Source organism: Gottfriedia sp. ABJ_BB2_2 (assembly GCF_055484705.1).
In genome coordinates this window covers 447558-468665 of record NZ_JBVFKR010000001.1, presented here as the reverse complement: position 1 = coordinate 468665, position 21108 = coordinate 447558, and the positions used below count along the sequence as shown (strand labels likewise).

The window sequence follows — 21108 nt, the reverse complement described above, 5'->3', positions numbered from 1 at the left end:
GGGATGTTCAATAATGAACATCCCTTTTTTATTATGATGATATAGGAAAAATTACTTATTAATCATTATAAGCTCCAGTTAACATTTCACTGACAAAGGAATCAATCTCCCATTCTTTAGATGATGTTTCAACAAAAAAGTCGTTTGTAGGTGATTTTTGATTTTTCATTTGAAAATCAAAATGATTACTCATTACCTTTAATACTTCATTGATTTCATTGATCGTTCCGTTAATGTGTAAAGTAGCCATTTTTTATCCCTCCGTTAATTAACTGAAAATTCTGTATAAAGTAAACCTATAATAAATTATTTCTCTCATAGTTTCAAGGGTAGTTTTTTGTCGAAAAATTATTTTAAAAAAATGTAAAGGTTTTCATTGTTGATATACCAGTATTTGTACCATTTGTGAATAATTTATGAATTTTAAATTTTCTAAAAACTTGTTGATTAATTTATTGGATTGGCATAAAGTAAGTACTAATAATTTTAACTCTACTTTAGGAGGATTTAACGTGACAGCCCAACAGATTTATTTAAACGGTGAGTTTGTACAAAAACATGAAGCAAAAGTATCTGTATATGATCACGGGTATCTATATGGAGATGGAGTATTTGAAGGAATACGAGTTTATGAAGGAAATGTATTTCGCTTAAGAGAGCATTTAGTTCGATTATATGAATCTGCGAAATCTATTTTGCTAACGATCCCGTATTCCATTGAAGAATTAACTGAGATTATCGTTGAAACAGTTAATCGTAATAATTTACATAGTGGATATATTCGACTCGTCGTTTCAAGAGGAGAGGGAAACCTCGGTTTAGATCCTGACTCTTGTCCAAAACCAAATCTAGTTATAATCGCAGAACAATTATCTTTATTTCCAGATGAACTATATGAAAATGGAATTGATATTGTTACTGTACCTACTAGAAGAAATAGAAGTGATGTGTTAAATCCTCAAATTAAATCATTAAACTACTTAAATAATATATTAGTAAAAATTGAAGCAAAACTAGCTGGTGTGCAAGAAGCACTGATGTTAAATGATCAAGGCTATGTAGCTGAAGGTTCTGGAGATAATGTCTTTTTAATCAAAGGAAATAAGCTAGTGACGCCACCAAGCTCAGCAGGTGCTTTAGAAGGAATTACTAGAAATGCCATCATGGAATTAGGTGAGACATTAGGTTTTATCGTAGAAGAAAAGTTATTTACTAGACATGATGTTTATGTAGCCGATGAAGTATTTTTAACAGGTACAGCGGCTGAAGTAATTGCTGTTTCTAAAGTTGATGGTCGTGTTATTGGAACAGGTAAACCCGGAGCACATACAAATCGTTTATTAAAAGCATTTCGTCAATTAGTAGTAGAAGATGGAGAAAAAATTTACGTAAAACAAGGGTGATACAATTTGCGAAGTGACATGATAAAAAAAGGTATTGATCGAGCACCACATAGAAGCTTACTTTTAGCTGCTGGTGTAAAAGAAGAAGATTTTCATAAACCGTTTATAGCTATATGTAATTCATATATTGATATTGTTCCAGGTCATATTCATTTAAGAGAAATGGCAGATGTAGTAAAAAAGGCCATTAGAGACGCTGGTGGTGTACCGTTTGAATTTAATACAATTGGTGTTGATGATGGCATCGCGATGGGACATATCGGAATGAGATATTCTCTACCAAGTCGAGAAATCATAGCAGATGCAGCTGAAACAGTTGTAAATGCACACTGGTTCGATGGGGTATTCTATATGCCAAACTGCGATAAAATTACACCAGGTATGTTAATGGCAGCTGTTCGAACGAATGTACCAGCAGTTTTCGTATCAGGTGGTCCAATGGCTGGTGGCTTATCAAAAGATGGTAAAGCACTATCACTTGCTTCAGTATTCGAAGGCGTCGGTGCATTTAAATCTGGAAAAATGAGTGTAGAAGAACTATTGGATATTGAAAAGTCTGCATGTCCTACATGTGGATCATGTTCTGGAATGTTCACAGCAAACTCAATGAATTGCATTATGGAAATGCTTGGTGTAGCGCTCCCATACAATGGAACAATTCTAGCAACTAGTGAAGAACGACATGATTTAATTAGAGAAGCAGCAGTTCATTTAATGGATTGTGTTAAAAATGATATTAAACCAAGAGATATTATTACAAAAGAAGCGATTGATGATGCTTTCGCATTAGATATGGCTATGGGTGGTTCAACAAACACAGTACTTCACTTAATGGCCATCGCAAACGAAGCTGGTATTGAGTATGACATGAAGGACATTAATGAAGTTGCTAGAAGAGTACCGTATTTATCAAAAATTAGTCCAGCATCGCATTACTCAATGCATGATGTTCACTTAGCTGGTGGTGTACCAGCAATTATAAAAGAGTTAACAACAATACCTGGTGCGATTCATAGTGAAAGAATCACAATCACAGGTAAATCATTACTTGAAAATGTAGAAGATGCTTTCATTTTAAATAGTGAAGTAATCCGTAAAAAGGAAAATCCATATAGTCAAACTGGTGGATTATCTATATTACATGGAAATCTAGCTCCAAATGGATCAGTTATTAAGGTCGGTGGTGTCGATCCTTCAATTCAAGTTTTTATTGGAGAAGCGATTTGTTTCGATTCACATGATGAAGCAGTTGACGCAATTGATCAAGGTCTTGTAAAAGAAGGTCATGTTGTTGTCATTCGATATGAAGGACCAAAAGGCGGTCCAGGAATGCCCGAAATGCTTGCACCTACTTCATCAATTGTTGGTAGAGGGCTTGGCACAAGTGTAGCTTTAATCACTGATGGCAGATTTTCAGGTGCAACTAGAGGAATTGCAATTGGTCATATTTCACCGGAAGCAGCTGAAGGTGGTCCGATTGCTTACGTGAAAGACGGTGATGAAATTATCATTGATTTATTATCAAGAAGTATAACTTTATCAGTACCTAGTGAAGAGTTGGATGAAAGAAAGAATTCATTCATCCTCCCGGAACCAAAAGTAAAAACAGGATATTTAGCAAGATATGCAAAGCTAGTTACATCCGCTAATACAGGTGGAATTTTAAAAATATAATGAAAGCAATGAAAGAGAAAAGTAGTTATGTCAAGGATCTTCAGAGAGTCGGTGGCTGGTGAGAACCGATGACCTTGTCTAATGAAACTCACTCTTGAGTGACAGACTGAAATATTTTTAAGTAAGTCTGGACGTTGGCAACGTTATCGCCAGATTTTGGTTATCCAAAATCCCAAAGTTAGGTTATTTTAACCTAAGAAGAAGGGTGGTACCGCGAAAAGTCTTTCGCCCCTTCAGCATCTGCTGAAGTGTGGAGTCATGGCTTTTTTTTATTGGAAAAAACAAAGGAAAAATTAGGAGGGGAAAAAGAAGATGAGTCATCATTCGATGAAAACTCTACCAAAACAAATTTCCGGTGCAAATTTATTAATTGAAACGCTAAAAGAAGAAAATGTGGAGCTGATTTTTGGTTATCCTGGAGGTGCAGTTTTACCTCTATATGATGCACTTTATGATGCTGACATTGTGCATATTTTAGCAAGGCATGAACAAGGTGCAATTCATGCAGCTGAAGGATATGCAAGAGTGAGTGGCCGAGTTGGAGTGGTCATTGCAACTAGTGGTCCTGGGGCAACAAATGTCGTAACAGGATTAGCAGATGCAATGATGGATTCTTTACCGCTTGTCGTATTTACTGGTCAGGTTGCAACAAGTGTGATCGGTACAGATGCATTTCAAGAAGCTGATGTCATCGGTATTACAATGCCAGTTACAAAACACAATTATCAAGTTAGAAATGTAGAAGATATACCTCAAATCGTTAAAGAAGCATTTCATATCGCTTCAACAGGAAGAACCGGCCCAGTCGTTGTTGACTTACCTAAAAATATGATGGTTGAGTTAGGCTCACTTAAAGAAAAAGTTGAAGTCAATTTACCAGGTTATCAGCCAACATATGAGCCGAATTTTATTCAAATTACAAAATTACTACAAGCGATTGAAAGTGCAGAAAAACCGGTCGTTTTAGCAGGAGCAGGTATTTTACATGCTGATGCTTCGAAAGAATTTACTGAATTCATAGAAAAATATAATCTGCCAGTCGTCCATACTTTACTTGGACTTGGCGGATACCCAGCGAATGGAGAATTATTCCTAGGAATGGGAGGAATGCACGGTACGTATACAGCGAATATGGCAATGTATGAAAGTGACTTACTCATCAATATTGGAGCTAGGTTTGATGACCGTTTAACAGGAAATTTAGATCATTTTGCCAAGAATGCAGTTGTTGCCCATATTGATATTGATCCTGCTGAAATCAATAAAGTAATCACTACTAACATTCCAATTGTTGGTTGTGCGAAAGAGGTTTTGAAGGTCTTATTGAAGCAAAAAGGTGGGAAAGAAAATCATCGTGAATGGTTGAACTTATTAAAAAATAGAAAAGAAGCATTTCCTTATCATTTTGAAGAGAGCAATGAAGTGATCAAACCACAAACTGTTTTATCACACTTACACAAAATGACAAATGGAAATGCAATCATCTCAACTGATGTAGGGCAACATCAAATGTGGGCAGCACAATATTACCCACTAGAAAAGCCACATAAATGGATCACATCAGGTGGCCTTGGAACGATGGGATTTGGTTTACCTGCTGCGATTGGTGCACAATTTGCCCACCCAGAAGAATTGGTTGTTGCCATTGTAGGTGATGCTGGATTTCAAATGACATTGCAGGAGCTAAGTATTATGAAGGAACACAATTTACCAGTGAAAGTCTTGATTCTAAATAATGCAGCACTAGGTATGGTTAGACAGTGGCAATCTGCTTTTTATAATGAACGCTTCTCTAGTTCTCTAATCGACTGCCAACCTGATTTTGCGAAACTTGCCGAGGCATATGGAATTAAAGGAATCACAATTACGAAGCCTGATTTATTGGAAACACGATTAAAAGAAGCGATTGAATACGATGGTCCAGTTTTAATTGATTGTCGAATCCACCAAGGAGAAATTGTCACACCGATGGTTCCTCCAGGTAAAGGAATACATGAGATGGAAGGGGTGAAATAATGAAACGTGTGATTACTTCAACAGTTCTAAACAACAGTGGTGTTTTAAATCGTATTACTGGTGTGATCTCAAGAAGAAGATTTAATATTGAAAGCATTTCTGTAGGTCATACAGAACAAGATCATATTTCGAGAATTACATTTGTGGTACATGTTGAAGATTTACAGCAAGTCGAACAGTTAATTAAGCAGCTTCATAAACAAATTGATGTGATAAAAGTAGCTGATATAACTGAAGATTCAGTGATTGCTAGAGAATTAGCATTAATTAAAGTTAGTACAAATGCTAATACAAGAAATGAGATTTATAGCTTAATTGAACCGTTTCGAGCCTCAGTTATTGATGTAAGTCGAGATCAAATTGTTGTTCAAGTTACAGGGAACTCAGAAAAAGTGGAAGCATTAATTGAGCTATTAAGACCGTTTGAGGTGAAGGAAATCGCCCGAACTGGCGTAACAGCATTTACTAGATCTGCTAAACATAAGGAGCATGCCCAAAAGCTACTCTCTTATTAAAAATAAAAACTAAAAAACTAAAAAACTAAAAAATTATTCGGAGGTAATGGAAAATGGCTAAAGTTTATTATGGTGAGGATGTAAAGCAAAACGTATTAGTAGGTAAAACAGTTGCAGTAATTGGATACGGTTCACAAGGTCATGCGCATGCACTAAATTTACATGAAAATGGACATAAAGTAGTAGTTGGTTGTCGACCTGGGAAGTCTTGGGACGCTGCAGTAAATGATGGCTTACATGTTACGACAGTTGCAGAGGCTGCAAAAGTAGCGGATGTAGTAATGATTCTACTACCAGATGAGCATCAACCAGCAGTCTATGAAAATGAAATTGCTCCATATTTACAAAGTGGAAATGCACTAGCTTTTGCACACGGGTTTAACGTACATTTTGATCAAATTGTCCCACCAGCAGATGTAGATGTATTCTTAGTAGCACCTAAAGGTCCAGGACATTTAGTACGACGCACTTTTGTAGACGGTGCTGCTGTACCAGCATTATTTGCTGTTTATCAAGATGTAACTGGAGAAGCGAAAGAAGTTGCACTTTCTTATGCTGATGGCATTGGATCAACAAGAGCAGGTGTGCTTGAAACAACATTTAAAGAAGAAACTGAAACAGATCTTTTCGGTGAACAAGCAGTTCTATGTGGTGGCGTAACGTCACTTGTAAAATCTGGTTTTGAAACATTAGTCGAAGCAGGATATCAGCCAGAGGTTGCATATTTCGAGTGTTTACATGAATTGAAACTAATTGTCGACTTAATGTACGAAGGCGGCATGAGCTATATGCGTTACTCAATCTCGGATACAGCACAGTGGGGTGACTTTGTATCTGGACCAAGAGTAGTAGCGGATGAGTCAAAAGCAGCAATGAAAGACATTCTAGCAGAAATTCAAGATGGGACATTTGCAAAAGGATGGATTAATGAAAATAAAAATGGTCGACCTGTATTTAATAAAGTGAATGAAAGCGAAAAACATCATCAATTAGAAGAAGTAGGCGAAAAATTACGTGCAATGATGCCATTTATCCAAAGAAAAGAAAAAGTCGAGGTGAAATAACTTTATGAGTAAAATTCAGTTTCTTGATACAACATTACGTGATGGCGAACAATCTCCTGGGGTTAATTTAAATCGATTTGAAAAGCTCGAAATTGCGAGACAGCTCGAGGCTTTAGGTGTTGATATCATTGAGGCTGGTTTTGCTGCTTCATCGGAAGGTGATTTTTTAGGAGTACAAGAGATTGCGAGACAGATTCGATCTGTCTCCATCTCAAGCCTTTCTCGAGCTAAGGATTCAGATATTCGAACAGCATGGGATGCCCTAAAAAAGGCTGCAGAACCAAGACTTCATATTTTCTTAGCGACAAGTGATATTCATATGAAACATAAATTGAATTTGACTAGAAGCGAAGTTTTGGAGACTGCTAAACATTGTGTCCAACTTGCAAAATCTTTCTTTCCAAAAGTCCAAATTTCCGCAGAGGATGCATGTCGTAGTGATCGTGCTTTTCTTGCTGAATTTGTTGAAACTGCAATTAATGCAGGAGCAGATGTGATTAATATTCCTGATACGGTAGGTTATATAAATCCATCTGAGTACTATGATTTATTTAAATATTTACAGGAAAACGTTCCTTCATACGACAAAGCAATCTTCTCATGTCATTGTCATGATGATCTTGGTATGGCAGTTGCAAACTCTCTAGCTGCAATTCAGGCAGGGGTAAAACAAGTAGAATGTACAGTAAACGGAATTGGGGAAAGAGCGGGTAATGCTGCATTGGAAGAAATTGCAGTCGCGCTACATATTCGCGAAGATGTATATCGAAAAAATACCAATTTACGTTTACATGAAATTACGAAAACAAGTGAACTTGTTAGTCGTCTAACTGGTATGGTTGTCCAGAAAAATAAAGCGATTGTAGGTTCTAATGCATTTGCACATGAATCAGGCATTCATCAAGATGGCGTATTAAAAGAACCAACAACATATGAAATTATCCCACCATCTTTAATCGGTCTTTCGACAAATTCATTAGTGTTAGGAAAACATTCAGGACGCCATGCATTTACTGATAGATTAAAAGAACTTGGCTATGAATTTTCCACAGAAATTATTAATGAAGCATTCATTCAATTTAAAGCATTAACAGATAAAAAGAAAGACATTACCAATGAAGATTTGATGAGAATTATTAGTAAATGGAGTGAAACGGAGGTTTTAAAATGAACGTAAACATTGCATGTCTTGAAGGGGATGGAATAGGTCCGGAAATTATGGCTTCAGCAATTGAGGTGTTAAATAAAATTGCTGAAACATTTAATCATCAATTTACATTTACTCATAACTTATTTGGTGGTCATGCAATTGATGAAACAGGAACAGCCTTACCAAGTAAAACTTTACAAAATTGTTTAACTGCCGACGCTGTACTACTTGCAGCTGTCGGTGGCCCTAAATGGGACCAAGGAGTTGAACGACCGGAAAGTGGATTACTTCGTTTAAGGAAAGAATTAAACTTATTTGCAAATATTCGTCCAGTAGAAGTGTACGATGAGCTAATTAATTACTCACCGTTAAAGTCGGATCGAGTAAAGGATGTAAGTTTTGTAGTTGTACGTGAGTTGACAGGTGGAATTTATTTTTCTGAACCTCGTTTCCATACTGAAAATGAGGCAACAGATACATTATCTTATTCAAGGGATGAGATTGAAAGAATTGTAGAATATGCTTTCAGTTTAGCGAAAACTAGAAAAGGGAAATTAACATCTGTAGATAAGGCAAATGTACTAGAATCTAGTAAGCTTTGGCGAAAAATTGTCAATGAAATGAGTAGTAAGCATCCAGAAGTTGAAGTTGAACATGTTTTAGTAGATGCCGCAGCAATGGAAATTATCCGAAATCCAAAGCGATTTGATGTAATTGTTACTGAAAACTTATTTGGAGATATTTTAAGTGATGAAGCTTCTATGATAACTGGTTCCTTAGGAATGTTACCATCAGCAAGCCGTTCAGGAAGCGGTCCTTCATTATATGAACCAATCCATGGATCAGCTCCAGATATTGCGGGATTAAATAAAGCAAATCCAATTGCAATGTTAAAATCTGTATCGATGATGTTACGTGACTTTAACTTATTTGAAGAGTCGAATTCAATTGAATCAGCAATTGTAAAAACATTTAATAACGGCTATTTAACTAGTGATTTAGGCGGAGATACAACAACGACTGAATTTACGAAGCATGTTATTTCACACATTGAAGCATTTGCAGTAGGAGGAGTTAACCGATGAAAAAGACGTTATTTGATAAGCTTTGGGAACAGCATATCGTTACTGGTGAAGAAGGTAAACCACAATTATTGTATATCGATTTACATTTAGTTCATGAAGTAACTTCTCCACAAGCATTCGAAGGGTTAAGATTATCAAACCGTAAAGTTAGAAGACCTGATTTAACTTTTGCAACGATGGATCATAATGTGCCAACAGAAAATCAATTAGTCATTACTGATATGATTGCAAAGCAGCAAATGGATACATTACGTAATAATTGCCAAGAATTTAATATTCCTCTAGCAGATATTACTGATGAGGAACAAGGTATTGTCCACGTAATTGGACCAGAGCTTGGATTAACGCAACCTGGAAAAACAATTGTATGTGGTGATAGCCATACTTCAACACATGGTGCATTTGGTGCACTAGCATTCGGTATTGGTACAAGTGAAGTAGAGCATGTATTAGCTACTCAAACCTTATGGCAGGTAAAACCTAAATCGATGGGTGTATGTTTAGAAGGAAATCTTCCAAAAGGTGTTTATGCGAAGGATATCATTCTACATTTATTAGCGACTTATGGCGTTTCAATGGGTACAGGGCATGTTATTGAGTTTTATGGTGAAGCAATTTCCAATATGTCAATGGAAGAGCGAATGACATTATGTAACATGGCAATTGAAGGTGGAGCAAAAGCAGGGCTTGTCGCACCAGATCAAAAGACATTTGAATATTTAAAAGATAGAAGATATACAGTTGATTCATATAATGAAAGATTGGTTGAATGGAAAAAACTATTTACTGACAAAGGCGCAAATTTCGATAAAGAGATCTTTGTTGACGTATCTTCACTTGCACCTTATGTAACATGGGGAACAAATCCTGGTATGGGAGTTAGAATTGATGGAGCTCTTCCTTCAATTAAGGATGAAAACGATGAGAGAGCATATGAATATATGGGCTTACAGCCTGAAATAACACCAAAAGAGATTCCAGTACAACATGTCTTTATTGGTTCTTGTACAAATTCAAGATTATCAGATTTAGAAGAAGCGGCTGCTTATATTAAAGGAAAAAAGGTTAATTCAAACGTACGTGCTTTAGTCGTACCAGGGTCTAAACAAGTACGAAACGCTGCAATGAAGCAAGGCTTGCATACGATCTTTATTGAAGCAGGATTTGAATGGAGAGAAGCTGGTTGTTCAATGTGTTTAGCAATGAATCCAGATCAAGTACCTGCTGGAGAGCACTGTGCTTCTACTTCAAATCGTAACTTTGAAGGAAGACAAGGAAAAGGGGCAAGAACCCATTTAGTAAGTCCAGTCATGGCTGCTGCTGCCGCAGTACATGGTCATTTTATTGACATTCGAAAGGAGCAAACAAATGAAACCGTTACGTACGCATAAAGGAACCACTGTATCAATTATGTTAGATAATATCGATACTGACCAAATTATACCAAAACAATACTTAAAGCGAATCGAGCGGACAGGATTTGGAGAATTCTTGTTTGACGAGTGGCGATATCATGACGATCGTAGCCCTAATAAAACGTTTGTATTAAATAATGAAGAAAGAAAGACAGCGACAATATTAATTAGTGGACATAATTTTGGCTGTGGCTCCTCTAGGGAACACGCGCCTTGGGCTCTAAATGATTATGGCTTTACCATCGTTATTGCTGGTAGTTTTGCAGATATCTTTTATAATAATTGCATAAAAAATGGCATGCTTCCAATTGTATTAGATGATACTATTCGTCAAAAACTTGTCACATTAAAAGGGGATCAAGAAATTGAAATTGACCTTGAACATCAGTTAGTGAAAACGCCATTTGGCAACTATGAATTCACAATTGATTCCGTTTGGAAGGATAAATTGCTTAATGGTTTAGATGATATTGCCATTACAATGCAATTTGAAGATAAAATCGAACAATATGAATCGGTTAGAGTATAAAGTAAAGACAAAACATTTTCTTAGGAAAGTGTTTTGTCTTTTTTTTGTGTTTTTTAGACGCGGTATTGATTCATTTTAGAACACAAACCATTAATAAAAGTATGAATATGTATTCGAATACATTTTTTTATATTAAGTATACTAACTGATAACAAATATAGGGAGTAATATGAATGTTTAAGAAAAATAATAATCAAAATCCTATAGTTAACCATCAAACTCTTACAGATGTAATCACAAGTGCTAAAAAATCGAATGACTTTACAGAAATAAAAAAAATAGTTTTTGGTTCTTCACTTTCTATTTCATACTTTAATACATTAATTGATCATAATACTATGCAAAAAATTTTACTTCCATACATTGATAAATATGAAAACAATCTAGAAAAAAAATTAGACAAAGATAAATTTTATAGGCAACTTCCCCTTGAAGAGGTTGTTAAGACTAGCGATGTAAAAGAAATAGAGGATAAGATACATAATGGTTATGTATTACTAAAATTTGAAGATAAAATAGAAGATTGTATCTTACTAAATATAAGTAATCAATTAATTGGTCTTAGACAATTTAATGAATCAGAAAATGAATTTAGTGTTACCGGTCCTAAACTCGGTTTTGTAGAAAACTTAGACACAAACATTAGTTTACTACGCAGGAAAATAAAATCCCCTTTACTTGTTACCGAAGAAATAGTCCTTGGTACAATGTCAAAAACAAGAGTAATGATTGTTTATCTTGATGGGATAACAAATAAAAAACATATAGAAACGGTGAAAAAAAGACTGAAAGGAATAGATTTTGATATAGTTTGGGATACAACAGTTTTAGAACAAATTATTAGCGATAATTCTAATACGCCTTTTCCAATTTATTTGTCTTCAGAGAGGTTAGATAGAATAACTTATACTATTTCCAGTGGTCAGGTTGCAATATTTTGTGATGGTTCACCATACGCGATATCTGGTCCATCAACAATTCTCGATTTCTTTATCTCTTCAGAAGATTACTATTACAACTGGATTATTGGTTCGTTATTTCGTTTAATACGAATACTTGGTATTTTCTTTTCAATTTTTTCTTCATCATTTTATGTTGCCGTAGTAACTTTTCATTACGAAATGATTCCAATTGATTTATTAGGTCCACTAATTTCTTCTAGAGCAAATGTACCATTTCCGCCTTTGTTGGAAGTTATATTTTTAGAAGTAACAATTGAACTGTTAAGAGAGGCAGGTGCTCGATTGCCAACAAAGATTGGACAAACTTTGGGGATCGTTGGTGGCATTGTAATTGGTCAAGCAGCTGTGGCGGCATCTCTTACTAGTAATGTTTTGCTAATCATTATTGCACTTTCTGCATTAGCTTCTTTTACTACACCAACCATAACGATGTCGAATACAATTAGATTGTTACGGTTTCCTTTTATCATACTTTCCGCAATTCTAGGAGGATTAGGTATTATTCTAGGAATTACCATCATGCTGAGCCACTTGTTCAGATTAAAGTCTTTTGGGACACCTTATATGGTTCCATTACACCCTTTTCGAGTAAATAGCTTTAAAGATAGTTTTATTAGACCGCCTTATAGCATGATAAATGAAAGGGCAGAATATTTAAAAACTGATAAAAATTTAAGATATAAACCTAAAAAAAATAAGAAAAAGAGTGATATAAATGAGGAGTAACACAAGTGTTAAAATGTTTTGTGTTCTATTATCTCTTCTTCTGCTTTCAGGTTGTATACCAAGAAGTATTGTCGATGAAGTTTCTTTAATGCATAATGTAGGATTTGATCGAGAAAAAGGTTTGATAAAGGCAAGTGTTGTATTCCCAAACTATACTGAAGTAAATAAACCTACTCTAATAACAGCATATGCAAAGAACACTTCTTCATTAAAAGGTAAGCTAGCAGCTAAAATACAAAGCCATTTAGAAATGGGACAAGTCAGGGTAATGTTGTTAAGTGAAAAACTGAGTAAATCTGGTATATCACAATTATTAGACTCAGTCTGTAAGGATCCCAAAATAGGTGTTATTAGAATAGCCGTTTCTAGAGGGTCATTAGATAAATTACTAGAAACATCACTTAAAGAAAGCCCTGTCTACTTGAAAAATATAATCGATAATAGTATTGAAAATGGCGGAATTCCAAATATTGACCTTCATACTATGTTTGATCAGCATTATGGTAGTGGGATAGACATGTATTTTCCTACTCTAAATCTTGATCCAAAAGGAAAGATTTTCGTTGATGGTATTGCAATTTTTAAAAAGGATAAATTGCAATATATGATATCTGACAAAGAAGCATTATTACTAAAGTTTATGTCTGATAGAAACAAAAATGGAAAATATGAGTTCAATTTGAACATGAACGGGCATAAAACAAATTTTGGATTCGAGACTCTTTATGGTAAACACAATAAACATATTATTCGCAATAAAAATATTGAAAAGGTAAAACTAAAATTAGTATTAAATATAAGAATTGAGGAACTACCTGAATGGATTGACTTACAAAATAAAAGTGATTTTAATTCATTAAAAAATAATATACAGTATTCGATTTCTAGAGAAGCAGAACATCTATTAAAGTCGTTCCAAAAAAATAAAGTTGATCCTTTAGGAATTGGAAGAATTTATAGAATTAAACAAAAGGGTTGGAATGAAGATAACTTCTATCAAAATATATATCCTAAATTAAATTTTGAAGTACAAACAAAAATTATTTTTAGACAAGTTGGTGTGGGAAAATAGTGGGCGTCAAGGTAAAAGAACAATTTCAAGTATCAACTTTTTTCACATTCTTTTTAATTCATGCTTCACAAACTAGTGTAGGTCTTTTAAATTATCAATCGATAATTAGTAAAAATGCTCAACAGGATGCATGGATTTCTTTAATAATGACCGGAGTTTCTATTCATATTGTACTTTTTATTATTTTTAAGTTATTGGATGAAAACAATAATGATTTAGTTGCTGTTCACCATTATTGTTTTGGAAAGATATTAGGTAATATATTGTCTTTATTAGTACTAATTTATTTTTTGTTATCGAATTTAACCATTTTCCGAACTTACATAGAAATCATTCAAGAATGGGTATATCCAACAATAAAAACTTGGCAACTAAGCATTATTTTGGGTTTAACACTTTATTATATCGTATCAAATGGTTTTCGTAATATAGCAGGTTTTAGTTTTTGGGGAGTTATTATACCTTCTTTTTTATTTGGTTTAATATATTTTCCAATGAAGCATATGGATTTTACTTATTTACTACCTGCTTTTAGTCATTCAATTAAGGATCTATTGCAATCAGCAAAAGCTTCCTTCATGCTTTTTCTTGGTTTTGAATGGATATTAATGTATTTTCCTTTTTTGAAAGGTTCAAGTAAAGTTCCTAAGTGGGCACACATTGGAACTTTTTATTCACTTTTTATTTATTTAATTATCACGTTCGTATCATTTCTATATTTTAATCAAGAGGTATTACAACATATTCCTTGGGCCACTTTAATGATGGTAAAAATCGTACAATTTTCATTTGTGGAAAGGTTTGAATATATCTTTATATTTATATGGTTGTTAGTAATTTTACCTCCAATGTGTTTATCGTTATGGTCATGCTCTAGAATAGCTAAACGAACATTTGCAATCAAACCAAAAGTATCAATAGGAGTTTTTCTTTTTCTAATTGGCGTCACTTCGATTAGTTTAAAGGAATTTGAAAGTGTAGACAAACTTGCAAATTTTAATGGAAATGTAGGATTTTACTTTATTTATATTTATATACCACTTCTTTTGGTTATAAAATTAATTAAAAACGGGTTTATAAAAAGCAAAATAGGTTAATAGTTAAATGTGTGCAATATTTGAAATAATCTGTATTTATTTGAGTTAGTCTCCAGTTTGTTTAATTTATTTTAATGAATAATAAAAAAACAAGTAGAATTTTGCTACTTGTTTTTTTATTAATGGGTAATGTTCATTTGTATTAAATTTAATTGTCTGTGTTAATAATAACTTAGTTTTGGTAATGGATGTAAACTCTATATGGCAATCAAAACAATATATAGAAGGGAAACTTTCCTAAGACAAATCACCTAAATTTTCGTTGACATTAATAAAAGTAGAGCTTATATTATAGATAAGGTTAATCGGCGATAAATATAGTCGTTAATTAATCAAAAACAACACGAGGTGACATAATTAATGAGCAGAGTACTAATAATAAATGCACATCCTGATTTCAATTCTAAAGAAGCCATTAGTTTGAAATTGTTAGATTACTTCAAGGAAAAACTTAAAAGTATGGAACCTACTGTTGAAATTGAACAAGTAAATTTATACAACGATGATATCCCTATGGTAGATGCAACAGTTTTATCTGCTTGGGGTAAGCTAAGAGAAGCAACACCAATTAATGAGCAAGAGAAGATAAAAATAGATCGAATGAGTGAAATATTAAAGCAATTTAAAGATATAAAGCAATATGTCATTGCTATGCCTCTTCATAATTTTAATATTCCATCTAAATTAAAGGATTATATGGATAATATTATGATTGCACGTGAGACATTTAAATATACAGAATCTGGTTCTGTGGGATTATTGTATGATGATCGTAAATTATTGGTTATCCAAGCAAGTGGTGCGATTTATACGAATAATGACTGGTATACAGATGTTGATTTTGCCCATAAGTATTTAAAATCTATGTTTAACTTCTTGGGAGTAGAGGATTATCAGCTTATAAGAGCACAAGGTACCGCTTTGTTAAATGAAGAAGAGATCTTAGCAAATGCTTACCATGAAGCTGAGGAAGCAGCAAAGCGTTTTGTCAATTGATTAACATGTAATATTCAAAAGCAGACTACTAAACTTTTCAAGAGTAAATTTAAACGGTCAGTATTTGTAAACAATATGATTAAGCAATAATTTGAAAAGTAATGTTGTAATATGTTTGAAAACAAGATAATTACTAAAATTGATAAAAAAGTAGAGGAGCAATATAAATGGAAAAAATTCTTTTTGACGATTTAGAAGCTATCAGAACTGAGACATTAAAAATTATGGAGGGCATAACAGAAGAGTTAGCTGATCAAATTCCAACTGGTTTCCGCAATAACATCCGTTGGCAGCTTGGTCACATTTATACTGTAACTGAATTCTTGGCGTTTTTAAAATTAAATCTTCCTATGAATCTGCCGGAAGGGTTTGTAGATCGCTTTCCAAATGGAAAGTCGCCATTAGATGAAATAGACAAGTCGGTTCCATTACCAACGTTACCAGAGCTTGAGAGTCTTTTGAGGGAACAATGGGTTAGAATTCGTGAGGCGCTAACTGGTCGCTTAAATGAAAGTACACCAACTCTTATGACTTCAATAGGACTTGGTTTAAATAATCCGGAACAGTTACTCCGTTATAATATGTATCATGAAGGATTACATTGCGGTATCATATCAGTTTATAAAAAAATATTGTCTCAGTAACAACTACAGTTGAAAATTCACTTTAACAGATGTTATCGAAAGTTTTGTTAATTAGAAAGGTAAGATCTCTTCTAAAATAGAAGTGATTTTACCTTTTTTTATATCAATAAACGAATGTATTTAGAAGTAGATTATTTATCAATCAATATATCTTTATTACAATAAGAATTAGTTAAATATTTAAAAGAATTTCTAATTTAATTTTATCAATCTTTATTAAAGGTTCTAGACCTACCATGAAAAAGTTAATAAGCCTACGACTCTCAACAATATTTTTTAAAGAGTTTCTAATAAAGAGCAATTCCACTTTTAATTTATTTTAGCCGTTTTCTATTGAATATTTCACCTGCTATACCAATAATATTTAAATAAAATCATTGTTTAATTGAGAGGGGTTTACAATGAACATTCATGTAATTGTTGATAGTTCGGCAGATTTACCTGAGGAATTGGCACAGCAAAATGATATAACAGTCATTCCTCTGAGGATTTACGATGAATTAGAAACAGAGTATACAGATCGAATCACTTTAAAACCTACAGAACTCTTATCACGAATGAAAAATGGAGAGCGCTTTTCGTCATCATTACCCTCTTATGAGTCAATATACGAAGCACTGAGTCAAAATTGTGAAGAAGGAAATGCAACGATCTATTTAGCGTGTTCTGGTGATTTATCGGGAACTTATAATTTTGCCCAGGTAGTAAAATTAGATATTTTAGAAAAATATCCAAATGCAATAATAGAAGTAATAGATTCACGATCAGTTTCTTTAGGAATCGGGGTTTTAGTAGTGGATTTGCTAAAAAATATTCAAAATGGAAATTCTCTAGATGAAGTCATTCGTAAATTACATGAAAAGATTCAAAAAATAAATCATATTTTCACTTTAGAAGATTTGCAGTACTTAATCAGAGGTGGAAGAATTGGAAAATTTGCGGGATTCTTTGGAGGCATGTTAAATATCAATCCAATCATGGAAGTAGCAGAGGGGAAATTTAAACCATTAGAAAAAGTTCGTGGTCGGAAAAAAGCACTGAATCGAATCATTGAAATTATGAAACTTCGAAAAAGTGACAATCAAGATGAAGTAGTCGGTATTGTTTATGGAGATCGGGATGAGTTAGTGGTAAATTTTATAGACCAATTACAGAAATCGATAGGTAACCAAAACCTAATGATCAATTCAGTTGGTTCAGCAGTTGGAGTACATACAGGTCCGAGTGCATTAGGGATATTCTTTTTATCCAAATAGTATTTTACTAATATCTAAAATGCTACATGCTGTTAGAAAATTTCATTTACTGTAATGGATGCTCAGTCTATATTTGAGCATTTTTTTATGGCATAATTAGAAATTTCAATTACCGTACTAAAACGAATGAAATGAAAACCAAAATAAGTTTGCAACACTTTTAGTACCATGTAATAATATAAGGTATAAATAATATGTTAAAGGGGTTCTATAATGAAAGTAAAGATTATTACGGATAGTGCTGCTGATTTAACGAAAGAGCTTTACGAACAATATGACATCGATGTGATACCAATTAGGGTGTTTGATGAAGAGGGTAATGAGTACTTTGATGGTGTAACACTTGAACCAGAGAGGCTACTAAATGAAATGAAGGAAGGAAAAGTTTTTAAAACATCTTTACCGTCATATGAATCCATTCGTTCAACTTTTGAAAAGTATGCTAAATTAAATATTCCAGTAGTACATCTATCTTTAACTTCTGAACTATCAGGAACTCATCAATCAATGGTTTTAGTAAAAAATGAATTGTTAGAAGAATATCCAGAATGGGATATTGATATTATCGATACTAAATGTGGTGCACTAGGCCAAGGTTTGGTTGTGATTGAGGTTGCAAAAATGGCACAAGAAAATGCTACTAAACATGTGATTATTGATTATGCTGTAATGGCTTCAAGACATATGGAACATATTGTAACTGTTGAAGATCTACAATATTTTGTAAGAGGTGGTCGTGTTAGTAAGTTCCAAGGATTTATAGGTGGTTTGCTAAATATAAAGCCAGTATTGCATTTAAAAGAAGGAATCCTAACACCAATCGAAAAAGCTAGAGGTACAAAGAAAGCGAAGGAACGTCTTGTTTCAATTATGGAAGAACGAGGCGGTGATCTGCAAAATCAATTAATCGGGATTACTCATGGAAATAATATTGAAGGTGCAAACTTGTTAAAGAATATGATTAAAGAACGTTATGGTTGTGAGGATTTTGTCATAACAACAATTGGTGCAACAGTTGGTGCACATGCAGGTCCTGGAACACTTGCCGTTTTTTTCTTAAATAAAGACTTTGCATGAAACTTTCGTCCGACTATTTGATAAGATGGTAAAGAAAACGTATTCTTTATCATCTTTTTTATTGGCCATTAATGGTTTAAAATTAATTTCATAGGAGTGATTGCTTTGAAAGCTTACGTATTGAGAGAGACGAAAGGTCCTGACTCACTAAAATTAGAAGATTTTGATCTAGGAACAATCAAACCAAATGAAGTATGTATTAAAATAAAAGCAGCTGCTTTAAATAGGCGTGACTTTTTTATTACACATGGCATGTATCCTGGAATGAAATTACCTTCAATTTTAGGTTCTGATGGAGCAGGAGAAATTGTCGAAGTTGGCGAAGAAGTAAATGAACTAGCTGTAGGTGATGAAGTCATCGTTAATCCAAGTATAAATTGGGGCGAACGAGATGATATTTGTTCCGAGCATTTTAATGTCCTTGGTATGCCTCAGAATGGCACATTTGCAGAGTTCATCATTGTACATAAAGAAAATGTTAAGAAAAAACCAAGTTATTTGAGCTGGTCAGAAGCGGCAGCCATTCCTTTAGCAGCTTTAACGGCTTATCGCGCGTTATTTACACGAGGTGGATTAACAGAATCTGATACAGTTTTAATTCCTGGAATCGGTAGTGGTGTAGCATTATATGCTTTACAAATTGCCGCTTCACATGGAGCGAGAGTGATTGTAACATCTAGCAGTGACGAAAAAATCGAAAAAGCAAAAAAACTTGGCGCATTTGCTGGATTTAATTATAAGGATCTAGATTGGTACAAAAAACTTAGAAACCAAATTGGAATGGTAAATTTAACAATTGATGGTGTAGGTGGCGAATCTTTTAATCGTATAATTGATGTTACAGCCCAAGGTGGAAGAATCGTAACGTATGGAGCAACAAATGGAGTTGTACCACATACAGTATTACCTAAAATATTCTTTAAAAATATGGATATTAGAGGTACAACAATGGGTAGCCCTAGAGAATTTGAACAAATGTTGGCATTTTTTGAAAAACATAATATAAAACCAGTAATTGACTCCGTATATTCTTTCTCGGATTTACAGAAAGCGTTAATACATATGGGTGAAGGTCATCAATTTGGTAAAATTGCAATTGAGTTCTCTTTATAAATAAAAAGAAAGAACTGAATCATTTTCAGTTCTTTTTTTATAGTACATTCATTAAATGAATACTCAATCATAAGATATTAACAAATTTAAAATTTGTAATATTTAGTATTTTGTGTAATGTAAGCGTTTTATTTTTACTTTTGATTAGGAGGCAAAATTATGAAACAACTTTACTTAACAAGAGAGCATGAAATCTTTCGCACGTCTCTTAGAAAATTTTTACAAAAAGAAGCAGTACCATTTTACGAAGAGTGGGAAGCAAATCGGATAGTCCCAAGGGAATTCTGGTTAAAATTAGGAAATGAAGGTTTCCTCTGTCCATATATTGATGAAGAATATGGAGGCTTAAACACAGACTTTGGCTACTCTGTTATTATCATCGAAGAGCTAGAAAAGGTTGGATCAAGTTTAGTTGGTGTATCTCTCCATAATGATATCGTTGTTCCTTATATCGACGCGTATGGAAATGAGCAACAGAAAAAGGAATGGCTTCCAAAATGTATTTCAGGCGAATATATAACTGCAATTGCGATGACAGAACCAGGTGCTGGATCTGACTTGGCCAATATTAAAACGACAGCGATCAAGCAAGGTGATCACTATATTGTAAACGGCGAAAAAACATTTATTACAAACGGTATTCATTCAGATTTAGTTATTATTGCAGTGAAAACAGATACATCAATTCAGCCTGCTTATAAAGGGATCAGCTTACTAGTAGTCGAAAAGGATACGATAGGATTTTCTAGAGGTAAAAAATTAAACAAAGTAGGACTTCATAGTCAAGATACTGCAGAATTAATATTCCAAGACGCAAGAGTTCCAGTTAAAAATCTTTTAGGTGAAGAAGGAAAAGGATTTTATTATCTAATGGATAAATTACAACAGGAACGTTTAGTAGTAGCATTAGAAGCACTTGTTTCATCTGAAGAAATGGTGAGAGTAACAACTGAATATGTTAAAAATAGAAAAGCTTTTGGAAAATCAATCGGACAATTTCAAAATACTCAATTTAAGCTAGTAGAACTAGCAACTGAGATCGAAATAGGCCGGACTTTTATTGAGAGACTGATTATGGAACATATGGAAGGAAAAGATATTGTGAAGCAAGTATCCATGGCAAAGTGGTGGATCACAGATTTAGGCAAAAAAGTAGCTTCAGAATGTCTACAATTACATGGTGGATATGGGTATATGGAAGAATACGAGATTGCTAGACGATTTAGAGACATTCAAGTTATGTCTATTTACGCTGGTACAAATGAAATTATGAAAACTATCATCGCAAAAAATATGGGATTAAACTAAATTTTG

18 protein-coding genes, 1 pseudogene and 1 other annotated feature are annotated in these 21108 nt (G+C 33.7%); of the genes and pseudogenes, 18 read left to right on the top strand and 1 reads right to left on the bottom strand.

Annotated features, from left to right (window positions below; genetic code table 11):
• Positions 1–58: 58 nt before the first annotated feature.
• On the bottom strand, positions 59–250 hold the full coding sequence (locus ACX6U0_RS02495) for a hypothetical protein (protein ID WP_087998181.1): 192 nt from the start codon (positions 248–250) through the stop codon (positions 59–61).
• 262 nt (positions 251–512) lie between these two features.
• Between ACX6U0_RS02495 and ilvE the strand changes: the two genes are divergently transcribed.
• The 18 genes and pseudogenes from ilvE (at position 513) to ACX6U0_RS02405 (ending at position 21102) form a co-directional block, all read left to right on the top strand.
• A complete protein-coding gene (gene ilvE / locus ACX6U0_RS02490) occupies positions 513–1403 on the top strand; it encodes a branched-chain-amino-acid transaminase (RefSeq protein WP_464958428.1) in 891 nt (296 codons plus the stop codon).
• Between the two features lie 6 nt (positions 1404–1409).
• Positions 1410–3077, top strand: a complete 1668-nt coding sequence (gene ilvD / locus ACX6U0_RS02485; RefSeq protein WP_464958427.1) for a dihydroxy-acid dehydratase — start codon at positions 1410–1412, stop codon at positions 3075–3077.
• Positions 3077–3313: a binding site (T-box leader), on the top strand. (Overlaps the previous gene by 1 nt.)
• 76 nt (positions 3314–3389) lie before the next feature.
• Positions 3390–5093: an acetolactate synthase large subunit gene (gene ilvB, locus ACX6U0_RS02480; protein ID WP_464958426.1), complete on the top strand. Its 1704-nt coding sequence runs from the start codon at positions 3390–3392 to the stop codon at positions 5091–5093.
• Entirely contained in the window at positions 5093–5608 is a 516-nt protein-coding gene (ilvN, locus tag ACX6U0_RS02475) for an acetolactate synthase small subunit (protein ID WP_087998177.1), read from the top strand. Before ilvB ends, ilvN begins: the two co-directional genes overlap by 1 nt.
• Before the next feature lie 53 nt (positions 5609–5661).
• Entirely contained in the window at positions 5662–6672 is a 1011-nt protein-coding gene (gene ilvC / locus ACX6U0_RS02470) for a ketol-acid reductoisomerase (RefSeq protein WP_464958425.1), read from the top strand.
• 4 nt (positions 6673–6676) lie between these two features.
• Positions 6677–7810: pseudogene (locus ACX6U0_RS02465) on the top strand (2-isopropylmalate synthase); the annotation flags it as partial.
• A gap of 29 nt (positions 7811–7839) precedes the next feature.
• The gene (gene leuB / locus ACX6U0_RS02460; protein ID WP_464958424.1) at positions 7840–8907 is read left to right on the top strand and encodes a 3-isopropylmalate dehydrogenase; all 1068 of its coding nucleotides are present in this window, start codon (positions 7840–7842) and stop codon (positions 8905–8907) included.
• Positions 8904–10298: a 3-isopropylmalate dehydratase large subunit gene (leuC, locus tag ACX6U0_RS02455; protein ID WP_464958423.1), complete on the top strand. Its 1395-nt coding sequence runs from the start codon at positions 8904–8906 to the stop codon at positions 10296–10298. Before leuB ends, leuC begins: the two co-directional genes overlap by 4 nt.
• The gene (leuD, locus tag ACX6U0_RS02450) at positions 10276–10851 is read left to right on the top strand and encodes a 3-isopropylmalate dehydratase small subunit (RefSeq protein WP_464958422.1); all 576 of its coding nucleotides are present in this window, start codon (positions 10276–10278) and stop codon (positions 10849–10851) included. The genes leuC and leuD overlap by 23 nt, the downstream gene beginning before the upstream one ends.
• A gap of 173 nt (positions 10852–11024) precedes the next feature.
• Positions 11025–12539, top strand: coding sequence for a spore germination protein (locus ACX6U0_RS02445; protein ID WP_464958421.1), 1515 nt, complete (start codon positions 11025–11027; stop codon positions 12537–12539).
• Positions 12529–13611, top strand: coding sequence for a Ger(x)C family spore germination protein (locus ACX6U0_RS02440; RefSeq protein WP_464958420.1), 1083 nt, complete (start codon positions 12529–12531; stop codon positions 13609–13611). Before ACX6U0_RS02445 ends, ACX6U0_RS02440 begins: the two co-directional genes overlap by 11 nt.
• Positions 13611–14708, top strand: a complete 1098-nt coding sequence (locus ACX6U0_RS02435; RefSeq protein WP_464958419.1) for a GerAB/ArcD/ProY family transporter — start codon at positions 13611–13613, stop codon at positions 14706–14708. Before ACX6U0_RS02440 ends, ACX6U0_RS02435 begins: the two co-directional genes overlap by 1 nt.
• Positions 14709–15068: 360 nt before the next feature.
• Positions 15069–15704 (top strand): FMN-dependent NADH-azoreductase, encoded by a 636-nt coding sequence (locus tag ACX6U0_RS02430; RefSeq protein WP_464958418.1) that lies wholly within the window; start codon positions 15069–15071, stop codon positions 15702–15704.
• A 167-nt stretch (positions 15705–15871) separates the two neighbouring features.
• On the top strand, positions 15872–16348 hold the full coding sequence (locus ACX6U0_RS02425) for a DinB family protein (RefSeq protein ID WP_464958417.1): 477 nt from the start codon (positions 15872–15874) through the stop codon (positions 16346–16348).
• 401 nt (positions 16349–16749) lie between these two features.
• Positions 16750–17604 carry a DegV family protein gene (locus tag ACX6U0_RS02420; protein WP_464958416.1) on the top strand — a complete coding sequence of 285 codons (855 nt, stop codon included), beginning with the start codon at positions 16750–16752 and terminating at the stop codon, positions 17602–17604.
• 213 nt (positions 17605–17817) lie between these two features.
• The gene (locus ACX6U0_RS02415) at positions 17818–18681 is read left to right on the top strand and encodes a DegV family protein (protein WP_464958415.1); all 864 of its coding nucleotides are present in this window, start codon (positions 17818–17820) and stop codon (positions 18679–18681) included.
• A 105-nt stretch (positions 18682–18786) separates the two neighbouring features.
• Positions 18787–19794 carry a zinc-dependent alcohol dehydrogenase family protein gene (locus ACX6U0_RS02410; protein ID WP_464958414.1) on the top strand — a complete coding sequence of 336 codons (1008 nt, stop codon included), beginning with the start codon at positions 18787–18789 and terminating at the stop codon, positions 19792–19794.
• 159 nt (positions 19795–19953) lie between these two features.
• On the top strand, positions 19954–21102 hold the full coding sequence (locus ACX6U0_RS02405; protein WP_464958413.1) for an acyl-CoA dehydrogenase family protein: 1149 nt from the start codon (positions 19954–19956) through the stop codon (positions 21100–21102).
• The last annotated feature ends 6 nt before the right edge of the window (positions 21103–21108 follow it).

What these genes read in the sequence shown, in the direction of transcription:
- ACX6U0_RS02495 (WP_087998181.1), bottom strand. Translation starts at nt 250, where the DNA reads ATGGCTACTTTACACATTAACGGAACGATCAATGAAATCAATGAAGTA.
- ilvB (WP_464958426.1), top strand. Translation starts at nt 3,390, where the DNA reads ATGAGTCATCATTCGATGAAAACTCTACCAAAACAAATTTCCGGTGCA.
- ilvN (WP_087998177.1), top strand. Translation starts at nt 5,093, where the DNA reads ATGAAACGTGTGATTACTTCAACAGTTCTAAACAACAGTGGTGTTTTA.
- ilvC (WP_464958425.1), top strand. Translation starts at nt 5,662, where the DNA reads ATGGCTAAAGTTTATTATGGTGAGGATGTAAAGCAAAACGTATTAGTA.
- leuB (WP_464958424.1), top strand. Translation starts at nt 7,840, where the DNA reads ATGAACGTAAACATTGCATGTCTTGAAGGGGATGGAATAGGTCCGGAA.
- leuC (WP_464958423.1), top strand. Translation starts at nt 8,904, where the DNA reads ATGAAAAAGACGTTATTTGATAAGCTTTGGGAACAGCATATCGTTACT.
- leuD (WP_464958422.1), top strand. Translation starts at nt 10,276, where the DNA reads ATGAAACCGTTACGTACGCATAAAGGAACCACTGTATCAATTATGTTA.
- ACX6U0_RS02445 (WP_464958421.1), top strand. Translation starts at nt 11,025, where the DNA reads ATGTTTAAGAAAAATAATAATCAAAATCCTATAGTTAACCATCAAACT.
- ACX6U0_RS02440 (WP_464958420.1), top strand. Translation starts at nt 12,529, where the DNA reads ATGAGGAGTAACACAAGTGTTAAAATGTTTTGTGTTCTATTATCTCTT.
- ACX6U0_RS02430 (WP_464958418.1), top strand. Translation starts at nt 15,069, where the DNA reads ATGAGCAGAGTACTAATAATAAATGCACATCCTGATTTCAATTCTAAA.
- ACX6U0_RS02425 (WP_464958417.1), top strand. Translation starts at nt 15,872, where the DNA reads ATGGAAAAAATTCTTTTTGACGATTTAGAAGCTATCAGAACTGAGACA.
- ACX6U0_RS02420 (WP_464958416.1), top strand. Translation starts at nt 16,750, where the DNA reads ATGAACATTCATGTAATTGTTGATAGTTCGGCAGATTTACCTGAGGAA.
- ACX6U0_RS02415 (WP_464958415.1), top strand. Translation starts at nt 17,818, where the DNA reads ATGAAAGTAAAGATTATTACGGATAGTGCTGCTGATTTAACGAAAGAG.
- ACX6U0_RS02405 (WP_464958413.1), top strand. Translation starts at nt 19,954, where the DNA reads ATGAAACAACTTTACTTAACAAGAGAGCATGAAATCTTTCGCACGTCT.